Source organism: Stenotrophomonas sp. YJH_SMC_29, assembly GCF_059371235.1.
In genome coordinates this window covers 23,777-47,975 of record NZ_JCAFUK010000012.1, presented here as the reverse complement: position 1 = coordinate 47,975, position 24,199 = coordinate 23,777, and the positions used below count along the sequence as shown (strand labels likewise).

The window sequence follows — 24,199 nt, the reverse complement described above, 5'->3', positions numbered from 1 at the left end:
TAGAAGGCATGCGTAGCAAGCTCGGTACTGCGGTAGTGGTGGTCTGTGCGGCGCTGATCGGCGCCTGTTCGCAACCGCAACCGCCTGCCGCCGCCGAGCCCACGCAGCCGCTGGATACCCGCCCCACCGAGCCACCGGTCGCTGATCCCAGCGAACCGGTGGCCTCGGGCAATACCCCGGTGGCGGCGGACATCGCCGCCATCGCCGGGCTCGGCGCGCAGTTCGACCCGGCGCGCGACCCCGCCGATGACCTGGCCACCGCCAAGGTGGAAGCCCAGCGCGGCAAGAAGCGCATCCTGCTCGAGGTCGGCAACGCCGCCTGTGAGCGCTGCCGGGCGCTGGACGACGTGGTGGAAGGCAACGGCGACCTGCGTCGCTTCCGCGATGCCCACTACGTGTGGGTGAAGGTCAACGCCAGCGACGAGCAGCCCAACACCGCCTTCCTTGCCCAGTTCCCGGTGATGGAGCGCGACTACCCGCACCTGCTGGTGCTGGACGCCGATGGCGGCCTGCTGGTGTCGCAGGCCACTGCTGAGCTGCGCAAGGGCGAAGCCTTCCAGCCCGCGCGGGTGGACGCCTTCCTCAAGCAGTGGGCACCGGACAAACCGGAGTAGGGTAGTGCCGGCCGCTGGCCGGCAGCTGCGGTAGGGGTCGACCGTGGGTCGGCACTGAGGCGCATCCACGCCTTGCGCGGATCTACTGCGCGCCCCGTCACACTCTCTGAATCCGTGTCTCAACTTCACCGTGAGCACGCCGTTACCGGCAAGGACCTCAGTCGACGCCCCGTCGACGCAACCTTCCGGAACGCCCATGCACAGCGACCACGCCGAACGACTGCCCGAACCTGCCAGCGACCTGGCCGAGGCTGGGGCAGGCGAGGGCGTGACCCTGCCCCAGCAGGAGGCGCTTCTAGATGATGCCGGTACCGGAGAGGACAGCGTCGACCTGGCACCGCCACGCCACCGCCTGCCGCAGATCGCGCTGCCCGACAACGTGGTGCTGAAGGGCGCGGTGCAGAAACTGGTCGAACAGAAAGCGCGCCTTGATGCGCTGGCCGCCGAAGCCCAGCTGGCCGGGCTGCTGCCGCCCGAATGGCAAGGCCACGGCGCGCGCGCGATCGAGCTGTCCACCTTCATCCAGGGCGTGCTGCCCTTCCTGCAGACCGGCGAGCGTGGCGAGACCGCCCCCGCGCGACTGCCGGTGCGTCACGTACTGGGCGATGACAGCCGCTGGGGCCTGGAAGATGTTGCCGAACCCAAGTCGCTGGCCTGGTACCTGGCCAGTGACGAGCGCGCCACGGCCGGCAGCAAGGACGTCGCCGAGGCGTATCTGGTGGGCGCATTGGGCCTGGCGTGGATGCAGGAAGGCCGCAGCCGCCCCGGCTTCCTGCGCGCGATGGGCCAGGACAGCCTGGCAGCGCGGGTGACCATGCTCGGCTACCCGCCGGCCAACGAACTGGCGCTGTACAGCGTCACCGCGCACGGCCAGCCGCAGATCTGGTGCGTGCACGGCCGTCGCCGCATGCGTCCGCTGGTGGCGCCGTGGTTGAGCGTGCCGCTGCTTACCGCCTACGGCGTGCCGGCGCCGGTGGCGTGGCCGTCCAGCTTCCCGCCGGTGGAGGCGGTGGCCGAGCTGCTGGCGACCGCCCGCCTGGGCCGCGCGCTGCCGGAGGTGGACCTGGCCAAGGCGGTGGCGAAGATCGCCGAGGACGCCGCCTCCGACGCCTGGCAGCCGGTCAGCCTGCTGCAGCTCAACACCTGGTCGCCGCGCTGGCACTTCTTCCTGGGTACCTTCGTCGGCCTGCCTTCGTTGCTGTTGGTGGCGGCGGCGCTGGCGCTGCCGGGGGCGGTCGAAGCAGCCACGGTGGCCGCTTCACTGGGCTTCGCCGGCGGTGCCATCGCGGCGCTCGCGGTGCCGTGGATCCATGCACGCCGGAAGCACCTGAGCTGAAGCATGAACGCCATCCGCGCGTGGCGTGGATCTACGGGAGGCCGGGCGCCGCGGTCTGCAGCTGTTGCCGCGCCCGCTCCATGGCAGCCTGCAATCTTCGCTTCAGGACCTCACGGGAGGGCAGCGTCGTCAGGTACTCCGCAACATGGATGCCTGAGCGATCCAGCTCCAGCAGTTCAATCTGGCCCGCCTTCTTCCCCGTGCAGAGGATGATACCTAACGGCGCCTGCTCGCCGTCCTCACGTTCGTAGCGGTCCAGCCAGCGCAGATAGAGTTCCATTTGTCCCTTGTAGGCCGGCTTGAACTCGCCGATCTTCAACTCGATGGCAATGAGTCTTCGCAGGCGCCGGTTGTAGAACAGCAGGTCCAGGTGGAAGTCATCGCCGTCGATCTGGATGCGCTTCTGGCGGGCGACGAAACTGAAGCCGGTACCAAGTTCAAGCAGGAAGCCCTGCATCTCGCGAAGGATCGCGGTTTCAAGGTCCTGCTCGTCCCAGCTGTCCTTGAGGCCAAGAAAGTCCAGTACGTAGGGATCACGCAGTACCAGCCCAGGAGACAGCTGCTGGTTGCCGCGCAGTGCCGCCAACTCTTCGGCGATGGTCTGCTCTGGCTGGCTGGAGAGTGCCGTGCGCTCATACAGCATCGAATCGATGCGCTGGCGCAGCGTGCGTACACTCCAGCCCTCGGTGGCGGCCATCTGGGCATAGAAATCGCGCTTGAGTGGATCCGCCAGTGGGATCAGCGCGATGAAATGGGTCCAGCTCAATTGTCGTATCAGCGATACGACAATCTGCTCGTCTGCAAATGCGATGGAGAACTGCACCATCCGGCGCGGGCTCTTCTCACCGAAGGACGTGCCGAACTCGGCAGACAGCGCCTTGGCGATCCGGGTGAAGAGAGCCTCGCCGTAACGCGCACGCTGCCCCGCCATCTGGTCAACATGGATGCGACGACCGATTCGCCAGTACAGCAGCGTCAACTCGGCGTTGATGGACCTGTGCATCCTGCTGCGCGCTGCGCAGATCAGCTCTCTGAGATCGGCCAGCAATTCCTGGCCATGCGGCGACGTTGAACGCGAGTCATCCATGAGGGGGCCGTTCGATGTGGATGGCCGGGCTGATGCCCGTTGAACGCGTACCGTCCGGCCGCACGCGCCGACAGTCCAATAAGAGAACTCATTGGATCAGCCCGTTTCGATACACCAGCTTCGCGGAAACGGGTCGTATCGGGCCAATGCGGAAATGCCGACGGGCGAGGGCGACACTTCATGACGGATTCCGCGGGAAGTGAATGCGTGCAGTGTCATCGCTTGTGGTCGGCCCACAGCTCGTACAAGAGCGGGGCCCGGCAGATCAAAGGGGGGCGGACGACAATCGCCCAGCCACTGTTCTGCTGCCGGCCAGGGTCGGCACCCGCGCCCTGGTGCCCAAAGCGACTTAATCCCCTCCGTCCCCTTTTTTCTTTCAGACCCCTTGGCCCATCCGCTCCAGGCCTTCGCCGGCCAGGCGCAGGATCAGCTTCTCCAGCACCTGCTCTTCCTCTTCGCTCAGCACCGACATCAGCTTGCGGGTGATCTCGATCACCATCGGGGCGATGGTCTCGTAGACCTCGAAGCCGGCGGCCGACAGCGCCAGCACCGAGCGGCGGCGGTCGTCGCCGTGGGTCTCGCGCTTGATGAAGCCGCGCTCCAGCAGGCGGGCCACGGCGCGGCTGACCGCCACCTTGTCCATTGCCGTGCGGTCGGAGACCTCGCTGGCCGAGGAACCCGGGTACAGCGCCAGGATGGTGATGACCCGCCATTCGGGAATCGCCAGACCGTAACGATCGCCGTATAGCTTGGCGATGTTGCCGCTGACCCGGTTGGACAGCACGCTCAGCCGGTAGGGCAGGAACTGTTCCAGGTCGAGCAGGACGTGCGAGGCACGCAGGCGGGTCGAGGCGGGATCGGCGGGGCTCATGTTGCGGTGCACCTTGCTGGTGGTTTCAAGTGTAACTATAAGGGGTGGGTCCAGACCCTGCATTCTCGCCGGGTCCCAACCTGCCCGCACCTGGTTTGTACCGATGCGGTACCGATTCGGAGCCACGCCATGAATACCGCAGTCCCGACCGCCTCGCATCCCAACCCCGGCATGCAGGTCACCACCTTCGAGAATCCGATGGGCATCGACGGCTTCGAGTTCGTCGAATTCGCCGCCCCCGCCGGCCGAGGCCAGGAGTTGCACGCGTACTTCCGGAAGATGGGCTTCAGCGCGGTGCTCAAGCACAAGCAGCGTCCGATTACCGTCTATCGCCAGGGCGACGTCAACTTCCTGGTCAATGAAGACCCCGATTCGTTCGCCGCCGACTTCGCCGAAAAGCACGGCCCCTGTGCCTGTGGCTTCGCCATCCGCTTCAAGAAGCCGGGCCAGGAGGTCTACCAGACCGCACTGGGCAACGGCGCCGAAGCCATCGCCTTCAAGCCGGACAGCAAGGCGGTCAGCGCACCGGTCATCAAGGGCATCGGCGACTGCATGCTGTACCTGGTCGACCGCTATGGCGCGGCCGGCAGCATCTACGACGGCGACTACGAGCCGATCGCCGGTGCCGACCTGCACCCGTTCGGCTTCGGCCTGACCTTCATCGACCACCTGACCCACAACCTGTATTTCGGCAACATGCAGCAGTGGTCGGACTACTACGAGCGCCTGTTCAACTTCCGCGAGATCCGCTACTTCGACATCAAGGGCCTGAAGACCGGCCTGGTGTCCAAGGCGATGACCGCGCCGGACGGCATCGTGCGCATCCCGCTGAACGAATCGTCCGACCCGAAGAGCCAGATCAACGAGTACCTGGACGCATACAAGGGCGAGGGCATCCAGCACATCGCCTGCTTCACCGAGAACATCTACGAGACCGTCGAAGCGATGCGCGCGCAGGGCGTGGATTTCCTCGACACGCCGGAAACCTACTTCGATGTGATCGACCAGCGCGTGCCGAACCACGGTGAAGACGTGGCACGCCTGGCCAAGAACAAGATCCTGATCGATGCCGATCCGGAAACCCACCAGCGCAAGCTGCTGCAGATCTTCACCCAGAACTGCATCGGCCCGATCTTCTTCGAGATCATCCAGCGCAAGGGCAACGAAGGCTTCGGCGAAGGCAACTTCACCGCGCTGTTCGAGAGCATCGAGCGCGACCAGATCCGCCGCGGCGTGCTGTAAGGTCTGCAGGCACTGCCGGCTTCCCGCCGGCAGTGCCTGTCCGAATGCTAGTGCCGGCCGCTGGCCGGCCATTTCTGGAGCCCCCATGTCCCCCGCCATCACCGCCCGTGGCTACCAGTCCGGTTTCGGCAACGAGTTCGCCACCGAGGCCATCGCCGGCGCGCTGCCGGTCGGGCAGAACTCACCGCAGAAGGTGGCCCACGGGCTGTACGCCGAACAGCTGACCGGCACCGCCTTCACCGCGCCGCGCGGAAGCAACCGCCGCAGCTGGCTGTACCGGATCCGTCCGGCGGTAACCCATGGCGAGTTCACCCCGTTCGCGCAATCGCAACTGCAGTGCGATTTCGGCGCCCAGCCTGCCTCGCCGAACCAGCTGCGCTGGAGCCCGCTGCCGCTGCCGGAACTGCCGACCGACTTCGTCGAGGGCCTGTACACCATGGGCGGCAACGGCTCGCCCGACGCGCATGCCGGTGTAGGCATCCATCTCTACGCCGCCAACCGCGACATGGTCGGCCGTTACTTCTACAACGCCGATGGCGAGATGCTGATCGTGCCGCAGCTGGGCGCGCTGCGCCTGCTGACCGAGCTGGGCGTGATCGAGATCGAGCCGCAGCAGATCGCGGTGATCCCGCGCGGCGTGCGCTTCCGCGTTGAACTGCCCGATGGGCCGAGCCGCGGCTACCTCTGCGAGAACTACGGTGCACTGCTGAAGCTGCCCGACCTTGGCCCGATCGGTTCCAATGGCCTGGCCAACCCGCGCGACTTCGAAACCCCGCACGCGGCGTTCGAGGATGTGGATGGCGATTTCGAGCTGATCGCCAAGTTCGAGGGCCGCCTGTGGCGTGCGCCGATCGACCATTCGCCACTGGACGTGGTGGCCTGGCACGGCAATTACGCGCCGTACCGCTACGACCTGCGCCGTTTCAACACCATTGGCTCGATCAGCTACGACCACCCGGATCCGTCGATCTTCCTGGTGCTGCATTCGCCCAGCGACACGCCGGGAACCAGCAACATGGACTTTGCGATCTTCCCGCCGCGCTGGCTGGTGGCGCAGAACACGTTCCGTCCGCCGTGGTTCCACCGCAACATCGCCAGCGAGTTCATGGGCCTGGTGCACGGTGCCTACGATGCCAAGGCCGAAGGCTTCGTGCCGGGCGGGGCATCGCTGCACAACTGCATGAGCGGCCACGGCCCGGACGCACCGACCTTCGACAAGGCGTCCAATGCGGATCTGTCGAAGGCCGATGTGATCAAGGACACCATGGCCTTCATGTTCGAAACCCGCGCGGTGATCCGCCCGACCGCACAGGCGCTGGCCGCCGGCCACCGCCAGGGCGATTACCAGCAGTGCTGGAACGGCCTGCGCAACAACTTCCGCTGACCCGAAAAAGGGGACGGAGGGGATTAAGCCGCAATCAGCACACGTGTGCCTGAAACGACTTAATCCCCTCCGTCCCCTTTTTCTTCAGGCGACCTCGGCGAACGCGTCGCAATGCTCCAGCGGCAGCGCTTCCAGCAGGCGTTGCCGCACGCGCTGGCAATAGCCTTCCGAGGCCAGCCCGGGCAGCGTCCGCATCGCAGACTGCAGTACCTGCAGGACATCGCTCTCGGCCCGGGCCTGTTGCAGTTCGCGGAACAGGGCCGCTGCCTGTGGGTGGCGCTGCATCTCCAGGATCCCCAGCACATAGATGCGCGCGGCCACCAGCGAGCGGCGGCGTTCGCTGCCGGTTGCGGGTGCAGCCGGTGCCGCAGCCGGCGTGGCGGGCGCCGGTGCTGCCGCGGCTGCGGGTGGCGGCGGTGCGGTTGTGGCGGCGGTTCCGGTGCTCAGGTAACCGGCCTGCACCAGCTGGATGACCATGGCCGCCGCATCCTGGCCAATCAGGCCGGTCAGGTCGGCCAGGGTGCGCTGGCCGTCGCACAGGATCAACAGCCGGCGCTGGCGCATGTCCAGCGGCGCGCGATGGGCCTGCAGCGCGGTTCGGGCGAGATCGGTCTTGCGCGGTTGCATGGAAGGGACAGCCAAGTCGGTGCACGCCGAGCCTGAACGAAGGCGATGAAACGGCGATGACAATGCAGCGCCTGCACGCGCGCTGCGCTAGCGTGCAGCTACCTTCGTGCCAGGGAACCGCACCGATGAAGCACCTCCCGATTGCTGGTCTGTTGCTCCTTTCGCTTGCCGCCTGCAGTGGTGGCCCCGACAAGCAAGGCGCCGCCGGCAGCGGCAGCGACACCCCGGCAGAAACCGCCTCGGCGACCGGGCCGGCTCAGTCGACCGATCCCGACCTGGCGGCCCGCCCGGCGAACGATCTCCGCAAGGACAGCCCGGCGCGCCTGGATGGCTTCGGCGGCGCCGCGCTGGGCGCCGGCATCGCCGAGGTCCGCAGCGGCTTCGGCACGCCGCTGCAGGGACTGGGCACCGACGCCAGTGGCAAGCCCTTGCCGGCCGACGACAGCAACGACGGCTGCTACTTCCTGCGTCCGCAGGGCGCCGAAGACCCTCGCCTGATGATCGAGGCACGCAAGCTGGTGCGCTACGACGTGCGCAGTGCGGCGATCATCGCTCCGGGCGGCGGCAAGGTCGGCATGACCCTGGGCGAGCTGCAGGTGCTGTACCCCGAGCGCGCGGACGTCGGTCCTGACAAGTACGACGAGAAGGCGCAGCACCTGCGCGTGCGGCCGGCGCAGGAGGGCGGGGCGGTCATCGACTTCGCACTCGGCGCTGATGGACGGGTCAGTGCCTGGCGCGTCGGCAAGACCCCGCAGGTCGATTACGCCGAAGGCTGTGGCTGATCCTTGATCCACCGCCCAGCCATGCGCTCGGGCCACGCGTAGAATCGCGCCACCACTGCTGGGGGAGTGCTCGATGATCGCCATTGCCATTGCCTGGTTCCTGCTTGGCCTGCTGCTGCTGGCCCTGGGCGGGGACTCCATCGTCAAGGCCGTGTCCGGCCTGGCCCAGCGTTTCGGGGCCAGCCCGTTCACCGCCGGATTGCTGCTGCTCGGGGTGGCCACCTCGTTGCCGGAACTGGCGGTCAACGCGCGCGCGCTGGCGGTGGGCCAGCCAGAGCTGGCGCTGGGCAATGCGGTCGGCAGCAGCATCGTCAACCTGGGCCTGACCCTGGCCGTGGCCGCCATCGCTGCGCCCCTGCTGCTGCGCGCGCGCCTGCAGACCGTGCTGTGGTGGTCGCTGCTGGTGGCCGGCGTGCTGCTGGTCCTGTTCGGGCTGGATGGCCGCCTGGTGCGCTGGGAGGGCGGCGTGCTGGTGGCGGGCTTCATCGTCATGCAGGTGCTGCTGCTGCGCCGCGGCCGCAGCGAGAGCGAGGAGGTGCAGGCCGCCATCGCCGAGTCCGCCCTGAGCCGCACCAGCCTGCCGTTGAACGTGCTGCGGGTGCTGATCGCTGCGCTGACCCTCTACTGGGGCGCACGACTGGTGGTCGGAGCCGCCGCCGATTTTGCGGTCGCACTGGGCTGGACGCCGCTGCTGGTCGGCCTGCTGCCGGTGGCGATCGGCACCGCGCTGCCGGAAGTGGCCGCGGCGATCGCCGCCGCCCGTCGCGGCCACGGCGACATGGTGCTCGGCCACGTGCTGGGCTCCAGCGTGGTCAACCTGCTGCTGGTGGTCGGCGCGATGGCGCTGTTGCAGCCGTTGGCGTTGCCGGCCTCGTTCGTGCGCCTGGAACTTCCGGCGCTGCTGGCCTTCGCGCTGGTGCTGTACCCGATGCTGCGCGGCGACCTGAAGATCAGCCGCAGCGAAGGCGGCATCCTGCTGGCCGCATTCGTCGGCTGGTTCGTGCTGGAACTGCTGCTGGTAGGCGCGGCATGAGATAGTGCCGGCCGCTGGCCGGCAACCTCATCGCCTCTGACGGATCCCTTGCCACTGCCGGCCAGCGGCCGGCACTACCGGTTCTGCGGGGTGTCTTCTTCCCGCGCCGGTTCCGGCGGCGGCAGCTGCTCTTCGGCGGCACGCTCGTTGCCGGGCAGGCTGGGGCGGGTCTCCATCAGCAGCGACAGCGCGGCCTTGGCCATCATGTGCGCGCTGATCGGTGCGGTGATGAACAGGAACACGGTAATCAGCAGTTCGCGCGGTTGCGGGTCCTGGCCGAGGAAGATGTGGTAGCACACCGAGCACACCAGCACGCAGCCCACGCCCAGCGTGCTGGCCTTGGTCGGCGCGTGCAGGCGCTTGAAGAAGGTGGACAGCTTCACCAGGCCCAATGCGCCGACCAGGATGAAGAAGCAGCCGAACAGCAGCAGGATCGACAGGCCGATCTGGATCGCGGTGATCATTCGACGATGTCCCGGCGCAGCACGAACTTGCTCAGCACCACGGTGCTGCCGAAGCCGAGCATGGCGATGATCAGGGCCGCCTCGAAATAGATCGGCGAGTTGAGGTACATGCCGAACAGCATCAGCTCGGCGATCGCGGTCACCGACAAGGTGTCCAGGGCGAGAATGCGGTCGGGCACGGTCGGCCCGCGCAGCAGGCGCCAGGTGGCCAGCAGCATGGCCAGGCCGACCACGTGCATGCACACCACCAGGGTGGTCTGGATGACTTCAAAACCGGTCATGGGAAGATCTCCATCAACGGCGCCTCGTAACGGCGCTTGATCGTATCGATCAGGTCCTGGGGGTCCTCCAGGTGCAGCACGTGCACCAGCAGGAACCTGCGGTCGTCGCTGAGCGCGGCCGAGACCGTGCCCGGGGTCAGGGTGATCATGCTGGTCAGCGCGGCGATGCCGTGGATGTTGGCGATGTCCAGCGGCAGCCAGATGAAACCCGGGTGGATGTTCTTTTCCGGGCCCAGCACCTGCAGGGCGACGCGGATGTTGGACATCAGGATGTCCCACAGGGTCACGCACACCAGCTTGGGCAGTGGCCGCAGCGTACCGATGCGCGCGAACTCGCGGTCCAGGCGCGCGGCGAACAGCGGCACCACCACGCCCAGCAGCAGCCCCAGCACGATCTGGCCGAGGGTGAAGCTGTCGGACATCAGCAGCCAGAACGCCACCACCATGATGCTGAGCATCGGCGAGGGGATCAGGCGGCGGAACAGGGAGCGCTGGGCAGTCATGGCTGGCGGATCTCCGGCGTGGTCGCGCGCAGCTGCTGCACGTACTCGCTGGGTTGCAGCAGCTGTGCGGCGGTGGCGTCGGTGTAGCGCATCAACGGTGCAGCGGCCAGCGTCATCCCGATGCCGTAGGCCAGCAACAGGCAGGCGGCGTAGAGCTCCACCCGGCGCAGGGGAGCCTTGCGCGGCTTCGGTGCCTCCGGGTCGACCGGCGGCACGCGCCAGAACAGGCGGATGCCGCCGCGGGTCAGGCCCATGATCACCAGCAGGCTGCTGACCAGCACGGCGGTCCAGACCGGCCCGGTGTACTGCGCCGGCATGCCGGCCAGCAGCGCGGCCTTGGCCAGGAAGCCGGACAGCGGCGGCAGGCCGGCCACCGACACTGCCCCGATCAGGAACAGCACCGCTGGGGTTTCCTTGCCCGGCATCGGCGCCACCACTTCCTTGCGGTCGCTGGCACCGCCGCGACGACGACGGATCAGGTCGGCGATCAGGAACAGCGCGGCGGCGACGAAGCTGCTGTGCGGCAGGTAGTACAGGCCCGCCGAGAGAACCTGCGGCGTGCCCACCGAGAAGGCGATGAACAGCGTGGCCGCCGACACGATCACCAGGTACGAGATCAGGACGCGCAGGCGGGTCGCGGCCAGTGCACCCAGGCCACCGAGCACCAGCGTCGCCACGCCGGCCCACAGCAGCCAGTCGCGGCCATAGCCGGCCATCGCGCCTGCGTCGTCGCCGAACCACAGCATCTGGATGCGCAGCACCGAGTACAGGCCGACCTTGGTCATGATCGCAAACAGCGCGGCGACCGCCGCCGGCGCGCGCGAATAGGCTTCCGGCAGCCACAGGTAGAGCGGCATCAGCGCGGCCTTGGCGCAGAACACCAGCAGCAACAGGCCCATCGTCGCCTTCACCAGCGTCAGCTGTGCCGGCGGTACCTGCGCGATGCGCTGCGACAGCTCGGCCATGTTCAGCGAACCCAGGGTGGCGTACAGCAGGCCCAGCGCGATCAGGAACAGGGTCGAGGCGGTGACGTTGAACACCACGTAGTGCAGGCCGATGCGCATGCGCAGGCCACGACCGCCGCTGAGCAGCAGGCCGTAGGAGGCGATCAGCATCACCTCGAAGAACACGAACAGGTTGAAGATGTCGCCGGTCAGGAACGCCCCGTTGAGGCCGACCAGCTGGAACTGGAACAACGCGTGGAAGTGCGGGGCGCGGCGGTCCCAGCCGGAACAGGCATGCAGCAGGCAGGGGATGGCCAGCAGCAGGGTGGTCAGCAGCATCCACGCCGACAGCCGGTCGGCCACCAGTGCGATGCCCAGCCGCGACGGCCAGTCGCCGAGCAGGTAGACGTTGATCTCGCCGCCGGCGGTGGTGGCAAACAGCAGGCCCACCGCCAGCGCCAGCGCCGACAGGGCGGTCCAGGCCACCGCGCGCTGCACCCGGGGGCCATAGCGGCGGTGTTCGACGAACAGCGACAGTGCGGCACCCAGCAGCGGAATCAGGATCGGCAGGATCACCAGATGGTTCATGCGCGGTCCTCGCCCTGGCGCGGCGGCGCGCGTTCATCCTGCAGGTCGTCATCCGGCTCATGGGCGTCCACATGGTCGCTGTGGTTGTCGCTGCGGCTGCGCATGGCCAGCACGATGCTCACCGCGGTCATCGCGAAGGCGATCACGATCGCGGTCAGCACCAGCGCCTGCGGCAGCGGGTCGGTGTAGTTGCCGAGGTGGCTGTCCACGCCTTCCTGCAGCACCGGCGCCTTGCCCAGCACCACCCGGCCACCGGCGAAGATCAGCAGGTTGGTCGCATAGGACAGGAAGGTCATGCCGAGGATCACATCGAAGCTGCGCGCACGCAGCAGCAGGTAGATGCCGATGGCGGTCAGCACGCCGATCGCGGTGGCCAGGGCCAGTTCCATCAGTGCATCTCCCCGGTGCGTGCCGAACGGCGTTGCAGGTCGATCTCGCCCTTGCGGGCAGTGCGGGTACGCGACGGCTTGATCGTGCCCATCATCGACAGCATCAGCATGGCGCCGCCGAACACCACCAGGTAGACGCCGATGTCAAAACCAATCGCACTGGCCAGCGGCACCTCGCCGATCAGCGGCAGGTGCAGGTCGAGATGGCCGCTGGTCAGGAACGGCACGCCGAACAGCATCGAGGCGCTGCCGCTGAGCAGGGCGATCAGCAGGCCCATGCCGATGCAACGGATGTAGTCGAAGCCGAAGCGCGACTCCACCGACGCGGTGCCCTGGATCACGTATTGGATCAGCAGCGGCACCGCCAGCACCAGGCCGGCGATGAAGCCACCGCCCGGTGCGTTGTGGCCGCGCAGGAACAGGAAGATCGACACGGTCAGGGTCAGCGGGAACATGATCTGGGCCAGGTCGGCCGGCACCGGCAGCTTGATCGGCGGGCCGGGCATGATCTGCTCCGGTGCCATCCGCGTACGCCGCAGCAGCGCATGCACCACCAGCGCGGCGATGCCGAACACGGTGATCTCGCCGAAGGTATCGAAGCCGCGGAAGTCCACCAGGATCACGTTGACCACGTTCTGGCCGTAGGCCTCGGGCAGCGCCCGGGCGAGCAGCTCGCCGGCCATGGTGTTCGGCGGCAGGGTCATCGCGGAGTAGGCCAGCGCGCCAAGCCCGGCACCGGCGATGATCGCGATCACCGCATCGCGGCGCTTGCGCCAGCGCGGCCGCTCCGGCCCGGACTGCGCCGGCAGGTAGTTCATGCCCAGCAGCATCAGCACCAGCGTCACCATCTCCACCAGCAGCTGGGTCAGGGCCAGGTCGGGCGCGGACAGGAACACGAAGGTCAGCGCCACCATCAGGCCGACGCCGCCGACCAGCAGCACCGCCAGCAGGCGCTGCTTGTAGATGCGCAGGGTAGCCACCGCGCAGGCCATCATCACCAGCCACAGCGCCCAGCCCAACAGCGGGATCGGCTGTGGCCTGGTCCAGTCCGGCGAGGCGGGGTTGGCCACGAACGGCGCGGCGGCGGCCACGATCGCCACCAGCACCAGGCCCAGCAGCATGCGCTGCAGGCTGCCGTTGGCGATGCCGTTGGTCAGCCGCATGGCCAGTGCGGAGATCGCGTCCAGCTGCGCATGGAACACATTGCGGCCAGTGCTGACGTTGGTCACGGCGTGCAGGTTGATCAGCTTGCGCAGGCCGAAGTACAGGGCCACGCCGCCGACCACGCCGATCGCGCTCATCGCCAGCGGCAGGTTGAAGCCGTGCCATACCGCCAGGCTGTACTCGGGCATGGCGTCGCCGAGGATCGAGGCCGCAGCGGCGTGCAGCACCGGCGCTACGGTCAGTGCCGGTGCCACGCCCACCGCGATGCAGATCACCACCAGCAGTTCCACCGGCACCTTCATCCAGCGCGGCGGTTCGTGGGGCACGCGGTCCAGGTCGTGCGGGCCGGGGCCGAAGAAGGTGTCGTGCACGAAGCGCAGGCTGTACGCCACCCCGAATACGCCAGCCAGCAACGCAGCGATCGACACCGCCGTGCGCATGATTCCCGGGCCGCCGGCCGTGATCGCTTCGGCGAACAGCATTTCCTTCGACAGGAAGCCATTGAGCAGCGGGATGCCAGCCATCGCCAGCGAAGCGATGATCGCCAGCGCGCTGGTGAACGGCATCAGCCTGCGCAGCCCGCCCAGCTTGCGCATGTCGCGGGTGCCGGTCTCGTGGTCGATGATGCCGGCGGCCATGAACAGCGAGGCCTTGAAGGTGGCGTGGTTGAGGATATGGAACACACCGGCCACTACCGCCATCGGCGTGGACAGGCCGAACAGCAGGGTGATCAGGCCCAGGTGCGAGATCGTCGAATAGGCCAGCAGGCCCTTCAGGTCGTGCTGGAAGATCGCGTTCCAGGCACCGATCAGCAGCGTGAGCGCACCGATGCCGCTGACCGTGTAGAAGAACAGGTCGCTGCCGGCCAGCACCGGGTGCAGGCGCGCCAGCAGGAAGACGCCGGCCTTCACCATGGTGGCCGAGTGCAGGTAGGCCGAGACCGGGGTCGGCGCGGCCATCGCGTGTGGCAGCCAGAAGTGGAACGGGAACTGCGCGCTCTTGGTGAAGATGCCGGCCAGCACCAGCAACAGTGCGTACGGATAGAGCGCGCTGGCGCGGATCTGCTCGCCGGCGGCCAGCACCACGTCCAGGTCGAAGCTGCCGACGATGCGGCCGATCAGCAGCACGCCACCGAGCAGGGCCAGGCCGCCGCCGCCGGTGATCACCAGCGCCATGCGTGCGCCTTCGCGCGCGTCCTGGCGGTGCGACCAGAAGCCGATCAGCAGGAACGAGCTGATGCTGGTCATTTCCCAGAAGATCATCAGCAGCAGCAGGTTGCCCGACAGCACCATGCCCAGCATGGCACCCATGAACAGCAGCAGGTAGCAGTAGAAGCGGTGCGCGTTGTCCTGCTGGCTCAGGTAGTAGCGCGCATACAGCACCACCAGCGCGCCGATGCCGAGCACCAGACCGGCGAACATCCAGGCCAGCCCGTCCAGTCGCAGGGTGAAGTCCAGGCCGATCTGCGGCAGCCACGGCACCAGCGTGCGGACCACCTGGCCGTCGAGCACCGACGGGGTCAGCCAGCCGAGGATGGCCAGCCCGCCCAACGGCGCCAGTGCCGCCAGCCAGGCAGCAGTGGAGCGCGAACTACGGGGGAAGGCCGCAACGGCCGCTGCCATCAGGAACGGCAGGGCCAGCAGCAGGGGCAGGCTGGGGAGCATGCAGGGAATCCATGATTCACGAGCAGGTCAGGGAGGATAACAGGCTGCGAAATGTCGCCGAAACCCATCGAACGGCGATCAACTGCATGTAACGTCCGCTGATTCATTTTTTTCGCGGCGCAGCATCGCGTTCCTGTTGCTCCTCCCCGCTTGCCCTCGGGGGACACCCTACGCCCACGCAGGGAGACCGCAGGCCCTGTCGCACAGGGGCTGCCGCCAACGGGCGAGAGGTGGGGAGCGAGTCACTGCCGCAGGCTGGCAGGGCCGCCGTGGAGCGTGGGTGACGGAATCCGCCCGTTCAGGAAACGACGGCCACTGTCGGCCACCGCAAGGTCAGTAGCGCCAGTCGAGCTTGCGGTAGAGCTTGGCCATCACCCAGGCCGGGCCGATCAGCAGGTAGGTCAGGTCGGTCAGGAAGCTGGGCTTGCGGCCCTCGAACTTGTGGCCGATGAACTGCGCGATCCAGGCCACCACGAACACCCCTGCCGCCAGCCAGCGCAGCCCCTGCAGGCCGATCTCGGCCTCCAGCAGGCGGCACAGGCAGCCGAACACGAAGAACTGGATGAGCATGCCGATGCCCAGCGGACGCGACAGCTTGTTGTAGAAGCACCAGGCACTGAACATCGCCAACGCCGACCAGATGCCGTACTGGAACCAGGTGATCAGCGGTGGCAGGCACCACAGCAGGGCCACCACCGACCACAGGATCGCCGGCACCGCCACCACGTGGATGCGCTGGTTGATCACATTGCGATGGTCGTCGGAGTAGCTGGCGAAATAGCGGTCGATCGGCCGCGCAAGCTGGGTGGATGTCTGCATGCTGCGTCGCTTCCTCGGACAACGGTAGTGCCGGCCGCTGGCCGGCACTCCAGAGCATAGCCGAGTTCGCGAGGTTGCCGGCCAGCGGCCGGCACTACCGCGGGCAACCGGCAGTAGAGCCAGGCCATGCCTGGCTGCAGGTGTTCGCTGAGGTTGCCGGCCAGCGGCCGGCACTACCGCGTTCAGAACGCCCCCCGCCTTTCCGGCCGGGGGGCGCAGGGGATCAGTCGACGCTGATCCCGGCCAGGCGCTGCAGCGCTTCGGCGTACTTGGCGCGGGTGCGCTCGATGATCTCGGCCGGGATGGTCGGGCCCGGGGCGGTCTTGCCCCAGTCCAGCGTCTCCAGGTAATCGCGCACGAACTGCTTGTCGTAGCTCGGCGGGCTGGTGCCCACTTCGTACTCGTCGGCCGGCCAGTAACGCGAGGAATCCGGCGTCAGCATCTCGTCCATGATGTACAGGCGGCCATCGGCGTCGGTACCGAACTCGAACTTGGTGTCGGCCAGGAGGATGCCGCGTTCGCGGGCGTAATCGGCGGCGAACTTGTAGATGCGCAGGGTGGCGTCGCGCACGCGCTCGGCCAGTTCCGCACCGACCTGCTTCACCATCGCATCGAAATCGATGTTCTCGTCGTGGTCGCCGACGGCGGCCTTGGTCGACGGGGTGAAGATCGGCTCGGGCAGCTGCTCGGCCTGGCGCAGGCCATCGGGCAGGTCGATGCCGCTGACCTTGCCGGTGCGCTGGTAGTCCTTCCAGCCGCTGCCGATCAGGTAGCCGCGCGCGATCGCTTCCACCGGCACCGGCTTCAGCTTGCGGGTGACCACCGCGCGCCGGGCGTACAGGGCCGGATCCACGCCCTCGGGCAGCACGCTGGCCACGTCGATGCCGGTCAGGTGGTTGGGCATCAGGTGCGCGGTCTTGGCGAACCAGAAGTTGGAGACCTGGCAGAGCATCTCGCCCTTGCCCGGGATCGGGTCGGGCAGCACCACATCGAACGCCGACAGGCGATCGGTGGCCACCATCAGCAGGTAATCGCCCGGCGGGGTTCCGGCTGGCAGCCGCTCGCGCGGGATATCGAACACATCACGCACCTTGCCGCGATGGCGCAAGGGCAGGCCGGGGAGATCGGATTGCAACAGCGTGGTTGGCACGGGCACTCCTGGGGCGTTGTCGATACGGCTGCTGCCCAACGGACCCGGCGGGCCCGCTGACCAGCGGGCGGCCTAGTGTAAAGCGGTCCGGGCCCGCTGTGACGTAAAATGAGCGTCCATTTCGTCGGTCCACCCCGGAGCGCCATGCGCTGGTACGGAAAACTGCTCGGATTCATCGCCGGCGCCCTGCTGTTCCGGCCCAATCCGCTGTTCGGCGCCGTGGTGGGGCTGCTGATCGGCCACGCCTTCGACTCGGACTGGTTCCGCCTGAACAAGGAGAACCCGTACCGGGAGCTGGGGCTGACCTCCGAGGCCACCGATGCCGAGATCGAGCGCGCCTACCGCAAGCTGATCTCCCAGTACCACCCCGACAAGCTTGGCGGCGCCGCCCCCGAGCTGCAGCAGCAGGCCGAGCAGAAGTCGCGGCGGATCAATGCCGCCTACGACCGCATCAAGACCCTGCGCAAGCGCTGACCCCTTTCCCCTCGTTGCAAGGCCCGGCCATGTCCCACTGCCTCATCGCCCCCTCCATCCTGTCCGCCAACTTCGCCCGCCTCGGCGAGGAAGTCGACAACGTCCTCGCCGCCGGCGCGGACTGGGTCCACTTCGACGTGATGGACAACCACTACGTGCCGAACCTGACCATCGGCCCGATGGTCTGCCAGGCGCTGCGCAAGCACGGCGTGACCGCACCGATCGACGTGCACCTGATGGTCGAGCCGGTGGACCGCATCATTCCGGACTTCGCCGAGGCCGGTGCCACCTACATCAGCTTCCATCCGGAGGCGAGCCGCCACGTGCACCGCACCATCCAGCTGATCCGCTCGCTGGGCTGCAAGCCGGGCATCGTGCTCAATCCGGCCACGCCGGTGGACATCCTCGACTGGGTGCTGGAGGACCTGGACCTGGTGCTGCTGATGTCGGTCAATCCGGGCTTCGGCGGCCAGGCCTTCATCCCCTCGGCGCTGGACAAGCTGAAGGTCGTGCGCAAGATGATCGACGCCAGCGGCAAGGACATCCGCCTGGAGATCGACGGTGGCGTGAAGGCCGACAACATCGGCCAGATCGCTGCCGCTGGCGCCGATACCTTCGTCGCCGGTTCGGCCATCTTCAATGCCAAGACCAGCTACCAGGACGTGATCGCGCAGATGCGCGCCAACGTTGCCGCGGCGCGGGGCTGAACCATGAGCACGGTGGCCGTGTTGAACATCCGCCCGGCCACCGTGGCCGATGCCGGTCTGATCCTGCATTTCATCCGCGAGCTGGCCATTTACGAGAAGGCCGAGCACTCGGTGCAGACCGATGAGATCGGCATCGCCGAGAGCCTGTTCGGACCCGATGCCACGGCACGCGCCCTGATCTGCGAAGCCGGTGGCGAGGCCATCGGTTACGCCGTGTATTTCTACAACTACTCGACCTGGCTGGGCCGCAAGGGCATCTACCTGGAAGACCTGTATGTCAGCCAGGAAAAGCGTGGCGCAGGCGCTGGCAGGGCGCTGCTGAAGTACATCGCCCGCCAGGCCGTTGCCGAAGGCTGCGGCCGGTTCGAGTGGTCGGTGCTGGACTGGAACACCCCGGCCATCGCGTTCTACACCGCTGCCGGCGCGAAGCCGCAGGACGAGTGGACCGTGTACCGGCTGCAGGGCCAGGCGCTGCACGATTTCGCCAACGGGTGAGATGACGTGCATCCACGCACGGCGTGGATCTACGGCCGGGCAAAAAAAAGCCACGCCCATCACGGGCGTGGCTTCGCTGCATGCGTGGGAGGCTGATCCTGCCTCCATCCATCGTCCCTGCTATGGCCTTCCATTCTCCGGGCCGGCAATGACATCTGCATGACATCGCGGTTGCGGTGCCGCGTCGGCTCGCCTGCACCATCATCCACGCATGGCGTGGATCTACGGCTTCCAAGCGTTGGCGTTCACTGGCAGCGAACGCGCGATTGCTAGCCTGTGCCCCCCCTGTCCTGGAAGCTCTGCATGACCACCCCGCGCTGGCGCCTGATCCTCAATGGAAAATCCGCTGGCAACGAGGAGCTGCGCGATGCCGTCGGCCACTGGCGCGGGCAGGGCGTGCAGCTGGACGGACGGGTGACCTGGGAAGACGGCGACGCCGAACGCTACGTTGCCGAAGCCATCGACCATGGCGTGGACGTGATCGTGGCCGCCGGTGGCGACGGCACGCTCAGTGCGGTGGCCGAAACCCTGGCCCATCGCGATGAACCGGCGCAGGCGCTGCCTTCGCTGGCGCTGATCCCGATGGGGACCGCCAACGATTTCGCCACGGCTGCCGGCATCCCGACCGGGCCCCAGGAGGCCTTTGCCCTGATCGGCCAGGCACCGCCGCATGCCATCGACCTGCTGCGCGTGGACGCCGATGGCACGCCCTGGTGGTGCGCCAATCTCGCCAGCGGTGGCTTTGGCACGCAGGTGACGGTGGAGACCGATGCCGGCTTGAAGAAGATGCTGGGTGGGCTGGCCTACGTGATCACCGGCATTGCCAAGCTGGGCCGCATCGAGCCGATCACCGCGCGCCTGTCCGGCCCGGATTTCGCGTGGGAAGGCGACTTCATCGCGCTCGGCATCGGCAATGGCCGCCAGGCCGGCGGTGGCCAGCAGCTGTGCCCGCAGGCCCTGATCGACGACGGGCTGCTGGATGTCACCGTGCTGCCAGAGCTGGAAGGGGAGGTCACCGCGACCCTCGGCCAGATGCTGAAGTCCGGCACGCAGGCCGCGCTCGAACAATTGGCCACGCGCGCGAGGCTGCCGTGGCTGCAGGTGCAAGCCGAGCGGCCGCTGACGCTCAACCTGGACGGCGAGCCGGTGCAGGCGCGCCAGTTCCGCATCGCGTGCGTGCCGGGCAGGGTGCGGATGCACCTGCCGGTCGGTTGCCCGTTGCTGGCGGGGCAGGGGTTAGATGGGTAGGGGGTAGAGTCGACTGTCAGTCGACTGCTCTTCGTTCCGACGGCGTAAAACCCCGCGCGACGCGCGCAAGTCGACCAACAGTCGACTCTACCGGTCCGCGTCGTCGGTTCCCGTGGCCGGCCCCGCCCGTCCCGTGGTTCAGTTTCCCAGGGTTCCCCTGCCGACCAAGCTGCGATACAGTCAAGGGGTGTCCAGCCTGACGACCCCGCATACCCTTTCTTCCGCACGCCGTTGGTGGCGATGGTGGCCCGTTGCCGTCGTCCGCCCCCATAACGCTGTGTCCCGGAAGGAAAGTCGTCTTGAACTCGCACGCTCAGTTTCAGCAGCAGGCCGCTGAAGGCCACACCCATATTCCCGTCGTCCGTGAAGTGCTGTCCGACCTGGACACGCCGCTCTCGGTCTATCTGAAGCTCGCCGACGGCCCCAATACCTACCTGTTTGAATCCGTCGAAGGCGGCGAGCGCTTTGGTCGTTACTCGATCATCGGGCTGCCGGCGCGGCGCGTGTACGCCTTCCATGGCCACACGCTGACCGTGCGCGAAGACGGCCAGGTGGTTGACACCCGCGAGGTGGCCGACCCGTTCGCCGAAGTCGAGGCACTGCGCAGCGCCCACTCGGTGCCGAAGCTGGACGGCCTGCCGGGCTTCACCGGTGGCCTGGTCGGCTGGTTCGGTTTCGAGTGCATCGGCTACATCGAGCCGCGCCTGGCCCCGCCCGCTGGCCGCGATGAACTGGGCACGCCGGACATCCTGCTGCTGGACTCCAACGAGCTGGCGGTGTTCGACAATCTGAAGGGCCGGCTGTACCTGATCGTGCACGCCGACCCGCGCGTCGACGGTGCCTTCGAACAGGCCCAGGCGCGCCTGGATGCCCTGACGGCGAAGCTGCGTGCACCGGGTGCCGGCTATCCCGCCCCGCTCAACAGCGACGTGCTGGATGAATCGGATTTCGTCTCCGGGTTCACCCGCGAAGGGTTCGTCGATGCGGTCCAGCGCAGCAAGGAATACATCCGCGCCGGCGACATCTTCCAGGTGGTGCTCAGCCAGCGCCTGAGCGTGCCGTTCAAGGCGCGCCCGGTGGATGTGTACCGCGCGCTGCGTGCACTGAATCCGTCGCCGTACATGTACTTCCTGGATGTCGGCGACCTGCAGGTGGTCGGTTCCTCGCCGGAAATCCTGGTACGCCTTCAGGATGGCGAAGTCACCGTGCGCCCGATCGCCGGCACCCGCCCGCGTGGCGCTACCGTCGAGCAGGACCTGGCGCTGGAAGCCGAGCTGCTGGCCGACCCGAAGGAACGCGCCGAGCACCTGATGCTGATCGACCTCGGCCGCAACGATGCTGGCCGCGTCTCGAAGGCCGGCACCGTGGAAGTGGGCGAGCAGTTCGTGATCGAACGCTACAGCCACGTCATGCACATCGTCAGCGAAGTCACCGGGCAGCTGCAGCCGGGGCTGAGCTATGCCGACGTGCTGCGTGCCACGTTCCCGGCCGGCACGGTCAGCGGCGCGCCGAAGATCCGCGCGCTGGAAGTGATCCGCGAGCTGGAACCGATCAAGCGCAACGTCTATGCCGGCAGCATCGGCTACATCGGCTGGCATGGCGATGCCGATACCGCGATCGCGATCCGCACCGCGGTGATCAAGGATGGCCGCCTGTACGTGCAGGCCGGTGCCGGCATCGTCTACGACTCGGACCCGGACAAGGAATGGGACGAGACGATGAACAAGGGCCGCGCGCTGTTCCGCGCTGTCGCCCAGGCTGCCAAGGGCCTGTGAGCCTTTCCGTGCCGTGGCCTGCGCCGCGGCACCTCCTGCTGTTCCCATTCAAGACAAGGAGTACCGCATGAAGCTGCTGAGCGCATTACTGTGGTCGTCGCTGCTGGCCACGATGGCCCCGTCTGCGTGGGCGCAGGCCAATACCATCCCCTCGCAGCCGCACCTGCTGGTGAAGGGGCAGGGCACCCGCACGGTGATGCCGGACCGGTTCGGCCTGCAGTTGAACATCGAAGAGACCGACATGGATGCCGATGCGGCGCGCCGCCGCGTGCAGGGCAACGTGGCCCGCGTGCTGGCGCTGTTCAAGCAGCACAAGGCGGTGGAGGGCAGCGTGCGTGCGGACAACCTGCGGATCGGCCCGGCGACGCGCTACGAGCAGAACCGGCAGGTCTTCATCGGTACCCGCGTGTCGCGCCAGCTGCGCGCCAGCTTTGCCAGCGTGAAGGCGATGCAGGACGTCCTGGGTGCGTTGAAGGCCAACGAGAACGTGCAGGTCAGCAGCATGGCGCCGACCTACTCGGGCGAAGCGGCGTTGCGGCGCGAACTCAAGGGCGAGGCCGCAGCCCAGACCCGCCAGTCCGCGCAGGGCCTGGCCAAGGCCTACGGCACGCGGCTGCGCGGTCTGTACAGCATCTCCGACGTGGCGCCGAACTTCGCCTACGGCATCCAGGCCGGGCAATGGCCGCAGCCGGGCGAAGACGGCGGGGATCTCGACAGGATCTCGGTGACCGGCAGCTACGCGCCCGCCTCGGCGCCTGCGCCCGCTGAGCCCGAATCCGTTGAAGCCGGCCCCATCACCTACACCGAAAACGTATACGCCATTTTCCTGATAAGCGACGGAACCTGACCATGTTGTGGATGATCGACAACTACGACAGCTTCACCTACAACCTCGTGCAGTACCTGCAGACGCTGGGCGCCGAAGTGAAGGTGGTGCGCAATGATGCGATGAGCGTGGATGAGATCGCCGCGCAGAAACCCGAGCGCATCGTCATCTCGCCTGGCCCGTGCACGCCCAACGAAGCGGGCGTGTCGCTGGAATTGATCCAGCGCCTGGGCCCGACCACGCCGATCCTCGGCGTGTGCCTGGGCCACCAGGGCATCGGCCAGGTCTACGGCGGCACTGTCATCCGTGCCGGCAACATCATGCACGGCAAGACCTCGCCGATCCGCCATGAAGGCAAGGGCGTGTTCGCCGGCCTGCCCGACCGCTACCAGGCCACCCGCTACCACTCGCTGGTGGTGGACAAGAACAGCCTGCCCGATGTGCTGGAAGTGACCGCCTGGACCGAGAACGAGGACGGCTCGATCGAAGAGATCATGGGCCTGCGCCACCGCCAGTTCCCGGTGGAGGGCGTGCAGTTCCACCCCGAATCCATCCTCACCGAACACGGTCACGCCCTGCTGCGCAATTTCCTGCAGCGCCCGGCGGCCTGATCCAAGGAGCATTCCCATGAGCTTCTCCCCCCAGGAAGCCCTGCATCGCACCATCGAGCATCGCGAAATCTTCTTCGACGAAATGGTCGACCTGATGCGGCAGATCATGCGCGGCGACGTGTCGCCGATGATGACCGCGGCGATCCTCACCGGCCTGCGGGTGAAGAAGGAGACCGTGGACGAGATCGCCGCGGCGGCCACCGTGATGCGTGAATTCGCCCGGCCAGTGCCGGTGGCCGATACCTCCAACCTGGTTGATATCGTCGGTACCGGTGGTGATGGCTCGCACACCTTCAACATCTCCACCTGCTCGATGTTCGTGGCCGCTGCCGCCGGTGCGCGCGTGGCCAAGCACGGCAACCGCAGCGTGTCTTCCAAGTCCGGCAGTGCCGACGCGCTGGAAGCGCTGGGCGCGGTGATCGAACTGCAGCCGGACCAGGTGGCCGCCGCCATCGACCGGACCGGCATCGGCTTCATGTTCGCGCCGATCCATCACCCCTCGATGAAGGTGGTCGCGCCGGTACGCCGCGAAATGGGCGTGCGCACCATCTTCAACATCCTCGGCCCGCTGACCAATCCGGCCAGCGCGCCGTCGGTACTGATGGGCGTGTTCCATCCCGATCTGGTGGGCATCCAGGCCCGCGTGCTGCGCGAGCTGGGCACCGAGCGCGCCATGGTGGTCTGGGGCCGCGACAACATGGACGAGATCTCGCTGGGCGCCGGCACTCTGGTCGGCGAGCTGCGCGACGGCAAGGTGCGTGAGTACGAGATCCACCCGGAGGACTTCGGCATCGCCATGTCGGCCAGCCGCAACCTGCGCGTGGACGGCCCGGAGCAGTCCATCCAGATGCTGCGCGCCGTGCTGGACAACGTGTCCGGCCCGGCGCTGGACATCGTTGCGTTGAATGCCGGCGCCGCCCTGTACGTGGCCGGCGTGGCCAGCGACATCGGCGATGGCCTGGCCCGCGCCCGTGCCGCCATTGCCAACGGCAGCGCCCGCCAGCGCCTGCAGCAGTACGTGGAAACCACCCGCGCGCTGGTTGCCTGAGCGCGCGGTTCAGCCTGACCCCGTCGATGGCCGATAATGGCCGTCCTCACCGCCCCCCGCACCGACCCGAAGA

25 protein-coding genes are annotated in these 24,199 nt (G+C 67.5%); 14 read left to right on the top strand and 11 right to left on the bottom strand.

Going from position 1 to position 24,199, the window contains the following annotated elements; all coding sequences use genetic code 11:
• Positions 1-8 precede the first annotated feature (8 nt).
• Both AC5P9I_RS13910 and AC5P9I_RS13905 read left to right on the top strand, forming a co-directional pair.
• Positions 9-614, top strand: a complete 606-nt coding sequence (locus tag AC5P9I_RS13910; protein WP_049468051.1) for a thioredoxin family protein — start codon at positions 9-11, stop codon at positions 612-614.
• Positions 615-810: 196 nt separating this feature from the next.
• A complete protein-coding gene (locus AC5P9I_RS13905) occupies positions 811-1,950 on the top strand; it encodes a hypothetical protein (protein ID WP_130768258.1) in 1,140 nt (379 codons plus the stop codon).
• Between the two features lie 31 nt (positions 1,951-1,981).
• Here AC5P9I_RS13905 and AC5P9I_RS13900 read toward each other — a convergent pair whose 3' ends face one another.
• Positions 1,982-3,037 carry a PDDEXK nuclease domain-containing protein gene (locus tag AC5P9I_RS13900; RefSeq protein ID WP_130768257.1) on the bottom strand — a complete coding sequence of 352 codons (1,056 nt, stop codon included), beginning with the start codon at positions 3,035-3,037 and terminating at the stop codon, positions 1,982-1,984.
• 376 nt (positions 3,038-3,413) lie between these two features.
• Positions 3,414-3,908, bottom strand: coding sequence for a MarR family winged helix-turn-helix transcriptional regulator (locus AC5P9I_RS13895; protein ID WP_053461595.1), 495 nt, complete (start codon positions 3,906-3,908; stop codon positions 3,414-3,416).
• A gap of 129 nt (positions 3,909-4,037) precedes the next feature.
• Between AC5P9I_RS13895 and hppD the strand changes: the two genes are divergently transcribed.
• Complete coding sequence (gene hppD / locus AC5P9I_RS13890; protein WP_176422034.1) at positions 4,038-5,150, top strand: 4-hydroxyphenylpyruvate dioxygenase; 1,113 nt, start codon at positions 4,038-4,040, stop codon at positions 5,148-5,150.
• A gap of 85 nt (positions 5,151-5,235) precedes the next feature.
• A complete protein-coding gene (gene hmgA / locus AC5P9I_RS13885; RefSeq protein ID WP_049468044.1) occupies positions 5,236-6,534 on the top strand; it encodes a homogentisate 1,2-dioxygenase in 1,299 nt (432 codons plus the stop codon).
• An 84-nt stretch (positions 6,535-6,618) separates the two neighbouring features.
• On the opposite strand, the gene AC5P9I_RS13880 is transcribed toward hmgA, so the two are convergent.
• Positions 6,619-7,161 (bottom strand): hypothetical protein, encoded by a 543-nt coding sequence (locus AC5P9I_RS13880; RefSeq protein WP_049468042.1) that lies wholly within the window; start codon positions 7,159-7,161, stop codon positions 6,619-6,621.
• Positions 7,162-7,286: 125 nt separating this feature from the next.
• Between AC5P9I_RS13880 and AC5P9I_RS13875 the strand changes: the two genes are divergently transcribed.
• A complete protein-coding gene (locus AC5P9I_RS13875; RefSeq protein ID WP_049468040.1) occupies positions 7,287-7,943 on the top strand; it encodes a hypothetical protein in 657 nt (218 codons plus the stop codon).
• A 73-nt stretch (positions 7,944-8,016) separates the two neighbouring features.
• Entirely contained in the window at positions 8,017-8,976 is a 960-nt protein-coding gene (locus AC5P9I_RS13870) for a sodium:calcium antiporter (protein WP_049468038.1), read from the top strand.
• 74 nt (positions 8,977-9,050) lie between these two features.
• On the opposite strand, the gene AC5P9I_RS13865 is transcribed toward AC5P9I_RS13870, so the two are convergent.
• The 8 genes from AC5P9I_RS13865 to AC5P9I_RS13830 all read right to left on the bottom strand — a co-directional run bounded on the left by AC5P9I_RS13865 (position 9,051) and on the right by AC5P9I_RS13830 (position 16,942).
• The gene (locus AC5P9I_RS13865) at positions 9,051-9,440 is read right to left on the bottom strand and encodes a Na+/H+ antiporter subunit G (protein WP_049468036.1); all 390 of its coding nucleotides are present in this window, start codon (positions 9,438-9,440) and stop codon (positions 9,051-9,053) included.
• Positions 9,437-9,721 (bottom strand): K+/H+ antiporter subunit F, encoded by a 285-nt coding sequence (locus AC5P9I_RS13860; RefSeq protein ID WP_005411334.1) that lies wholly within the window; start codon positions 9,719-9,721, stop codon positions 9,437-9,439. Before AC5P9I_RS13860 ends, AC5P9I_RS13865 begins: the two co-directional genes overlap by 4 nt.
• The gene (locus tag AC5P9I_RS13855; RefSeq protein ID WP_049468035.1) at positions 9,718-10,224 is read right to left on the bottom strand and encodes a Na+/H+ antiporter subunit E; all 507 of its coding nucleotides are present in this window, start codon (positions 10,222-10,224) and stop codon (positions 9,718-9,720) included. The genes AC5P9I_RS13860 and AC5P9I_RS13855 overlap by 4 nt, the downstream gene beginning before the upstream one ends.
• Positions 10,221-11,756, bottom strand: a complete 1,536-nt coding sequence (locus AC5P9I_RS13850; RefSeq protein ID WP_049468033.1) for a monovalent cation/H+ antiporter subunit D — start codon at positions 11,754-11,756, stop codon at positions 10,221-10,223. The genes AC5P9I_RS13855 and AC5P9I_RS13850 overlap by 4 nt, the downstream gene beginning before the upstream one ends.
• A complete protein-coding gene (locus AC5P9I_RS13845; protein WP_049468031.1) occupies positions 11,753-12,145 on the bottom strand; it encodes a Na+/H+ antiporter subunit C in 393 nt (130 codons plus the stop codon). The genes AC5P9I_RS13850 and AC5P9I_RS13845 overlap by 4 nt, the downstream gene beginning before the upstream one ends.
• A complete protein-coding gene (locus tag AC5P9I_RS13840) occupies positions 12,145-14,973 on the bottom strand; it encodes a monovalent cation/H+ antiporter subunit A (RefSeq protein WP_049468029.1) in 2,829 nt (942 codons plus the stop codon). Before AC5P9I_RS13840 ends, AC5P9I_RS13845 begins: the two co-directional genes overlap by 1 nt.
• Positions 14,974-15,306: 333 nt before the next feature.
• Positions 15,307-15,792, bottom strand: a complete 486-nt coding sequence (locus AC5P9I_RS13835) for an Mpo1 family 2-hydroxy fatty acid dioxygenase (RefSeq protein WP_130768255.1) — start codon at positions 15,790-15,792, stop codon at positions 15,307-15,309.
• Positions 15,793-16,015: 223 nt separating this feature from the next.
• Positions 16,016-16,942 (bottom strand): phosphoribosylaminoimidazolesuccinocarboxamide synthase, encoded by a 927-nt coding sequence (locus AC5P9I_RS13830; RefSeq protein ID WP_049468023.1) that lies wholly within the window; start codon positions 16,940-16,942, stop codon positions 16,016-16,018.
• A gap of 144 nt (positions 16,943-17,086) precedes the next feature.
• Here AC5P9I_RS13830 and AC5P9I_RS13825 point away from each other — a divergent pair, with 144 nt between their 5' ends.
• The 8 genes from AC5P9I_RS13825 (at position 17,087) to trpD (ending at position 24,126) form a co-directional block, all read left to right on the top strand.
• Complete coding sequence (locus AC5P9I_RS13825) at positions 17,087-17,416, top strand: J domain-containing protein (RefSeq protein ID WP_008265098.1); 330 nt, start codon at positions 17,087-17,089, stop codon at positions 17,414-17,416.
• A 29-nt stretch (positions 17,417-17,445) separates the two neighbouring features.
• Positions 17,446-18,123, top strand: a complete 678-nt coding sequence (gene rpe, locus AC5P9I_RS13820; RefSeq protein ID WP_064239392.1) for a ribulose-phosphate 3-epimerase — start codon at positions 17,446-17,448, stop codon at positions 18,121-18,123.
• Between the two features lie 12 nt (positions 18,124-18,135).
• Entirely contained in the window at positions 18,136-18,618 is a 483-nt protein-coding gene (locus AC5P9I_RS13815; protein WP_057494390.1) for a GNAT family N-acetyltransferase, read from the top strand.
• Positions 18,619-18,921: 303 nt separating this feature from the next.
• A complete protein-coding gene (gene yegS, locus AC5P9I_RS13810; RefSeq protein WP_495223787.1) occupies positions 18,922-19,866 on the top strand; it encodes a lipid kinase YegS in 945 nt (314 codons plus the stop codon).
• 299 nt (positions 19,867-20,165) lie between these two features.
• Positions 20,166-21,641 carry an anthranilate synthase component I gene (trpE, locus tag AC5P9I_RS13805; RefSeq protein ID WP_057494325.1) on the top strand — a complete coding sequence of 492 codons (1,476 nt, stop codon included), beginning with the start codon at positions 20,166-20,168 and terminating at the stop codon, positions 21,639-21,641.
• A gap of 67 nt (positions 21,642-21,708) precedes the next feature.
• Positions 21,709-22,488, top strand: coding sequence for an SIMPL domain-containing protein (locus AC5P9I_RS13800; RefSeq protein ID WP_049468014.1), 780 nt, complete (start codon positions 21,709-21,711; stop codon positions 22,486-22,488).
• 2 nt (positions 22,489-22,490) lie between these two features.
• Positions 22,491-23,078, top strand: coding sequence for an anthranilate synthase component II (locus AC5P9I_RS13795; RefSeq protein WP_049468013.1), 588 nt, complete (start codon positions 22,491-22,493; stop codon positions 23,076-23,078).
• Positions 23,079-23,094: 16 nt separating this feature from the next.
• Positions 23,095-24,126, top strand: a complete 1,032-nt coding sequence (trpD, locus tag AC5P9I_RS13790; RefSeq protein WP_130768253.1) for an anthranilate phosphoribosyltransferase — start codon at positions 23,095-23,097, stop codon at positions 24,124-24,126.
• Positions 24,127-24,199: the final 73 nt, after the last annotated feature.

What these genes read in the sequence shown, in the direction of transcription:
- AC5P9I_RS13910 (WP_049468051.1), top strand. Translation starts at nt 9, where the DNA reads ATGCGTAGCAAGCTCGGTACTGCGGTAGTGGTGGTCTGTGCGGCGCTG.
- AC5P9I_RS13905 (WP_130768258.1), top strand. Translation starts at nt 811, where the DNA reads ATGCACAGCGACCACGCCGAACGACTGCCCGAACCTGCCAGCGACCTG.
- AC5P9I_RS13900 (WP_130768257.1), bottom strand. Translation starts at nt 3,037, where the DNA reads ATGGATGACTCGCGTTCAACGTCGCCGCATGGCCAGGAATTGCTGGCC.
- AC5P9I_RS13895 (WP_053461595.1), bottom strand. Translation starts at nt 3,908, where the DNA reads ATGAGCCCCGCCGATCCCGCCTCGACCCGCCTGCGTGCCTCGCACGTC.
- hppD (WP_176422034.1), top strand. Translation starts at nt 4,038, where the DNA reads ATGAATACCGCAGTCCCGACCGCCTCGCATCCCAACCCCGGCATGCAG.
- hmgA (WP_049468044.1), top strand. Translation starts at nt 5,236, where the DNA reads ATGTCCCCCGCCATCACCGCCCGTGGCTACCAGTCCGGTTTCGGCAAC.
- AC5P9I_RS13880 (WP_049468042.1), bottom strand. Translation starts at nt 7,161, where the DNA reads ATGCAACCGCGCAAGACCGATCTCGCCCGAACCGCGCTGCAGGCCCAT.
- AC5P9I_RS13875 (WP_049468040.1), top strand. Translation starts at nt 7,287, where the DNA reads ATGAAGCACCTCCCGATTGCTGGTCTGTTGCTCCTTTCGCTTGCCGCC.
- AC5P9I_RS13870 (WP_049468038.1), top strand. Translation starts at nt 8,017, where the DNA reads ATGATCGCCATTGCCATTGCCTGGTTCCTGCTTGGCCTGCTGCTGCTG.
- AC5P9I_RS13865 (WP_049468036.1), bottom strand. Translation starts at nt 9,440, where the DNA reads ATGATCACCGCGATCCAGATCGGCCTGTCGATCCTGCTGCTGTTCGGC.
- AC5P9I_RS13860 (WP_005411334.1), bottom strand. Translation starts at nt 9,721, where the DNA reads ATGACCGGTTTTGAAGTCATCCAGACCACCCTGGTGGTGTGCATGCAC.
- AC5P9I_RS13855 (WP_049468035.1), bottom strand. Translation starts at nt 10,224, where the DNA reads ATGACTGCCCAGCGCTCCCTGTTCCGCCGCCTGATCCCCTCGCCGATG.
- AC5P9I_RS13850 (WP_049468033.1), bottom strand. Translation starts at nt 11,756, where the DNA reads ATGAACCATCTGGTGATCCTGCCGATCCTGATTCCGCTGCTGGGTGCC.
- AC5P9I_RS13845 (WP_049468031.1), bottom strand. Translation starts at nt 12,145, where the DNA reads ATGGAACTGGCCCTGGCCACCGCGATCGGCGTGCTGACCGCCATCGGC.
- AC5P9I_RS13840 (WP_049468029.1), bottom strand. Translation starts at nt 14,973, where the DNA reads ATGCTCCCCAGCCTGCCCCTGCTGCTGGCCCTGCCGTTCCTGATGGCA.
- AC5P9I_RS13835 (WP_130768255.1), bottom strand. Translation starts at nt 15,792, where the DNA reads ATGCAGACATCCACCCAGCTTGCGCGGCCGATCGACCGCTATTTCGCC.
- AC5P9I_RS13825 (WP_008265098.1), top strand. Translation starts at nt 17,087, where the DNA reads ATGCGCTGGTACGGAAAACTGCTCGGATTCATCGCCGGCGCCCTGCTG.
- rpe (WP_064239392.1), top strand. Translation starts at nt 17,446, where the DNA reads ATGTCCCACTGCCTCATCGCCCCCTCCATCCTGTCCGCCAACTTCGCC.
- yegS (WP_495223787.1), top strand. Translation starts at nt 18,922, where the DNA reads ATGACCACCCCGCGCTGGCGCCTGATCCTCAATGGAAAATCCGCTGGC.
- AC5P9I_RS13800 (WP_049468014.1), top strand. Translation starts at nt 21,709, where the DNA reads ATGAAGCTGCTGAGCGCATTACTGTGGTCGTCGCTGCTGGCCACGATG.
- AC5P9I_RS13795 (WP_049468013.1), top strand. Translation starts at nt 22,491, where the DNA reads ATGTTGTGGATGATCGACAACTACGACAGCTTCACCTACAACCTCGTG.
- trpD (WP_130768253.1), top strand. Translation starts at nt 23,095, where the DNA reads ATGAGCTTCTCCCCCCAGGAAGCCCTGCATCGCACCATCGAGCATCGC.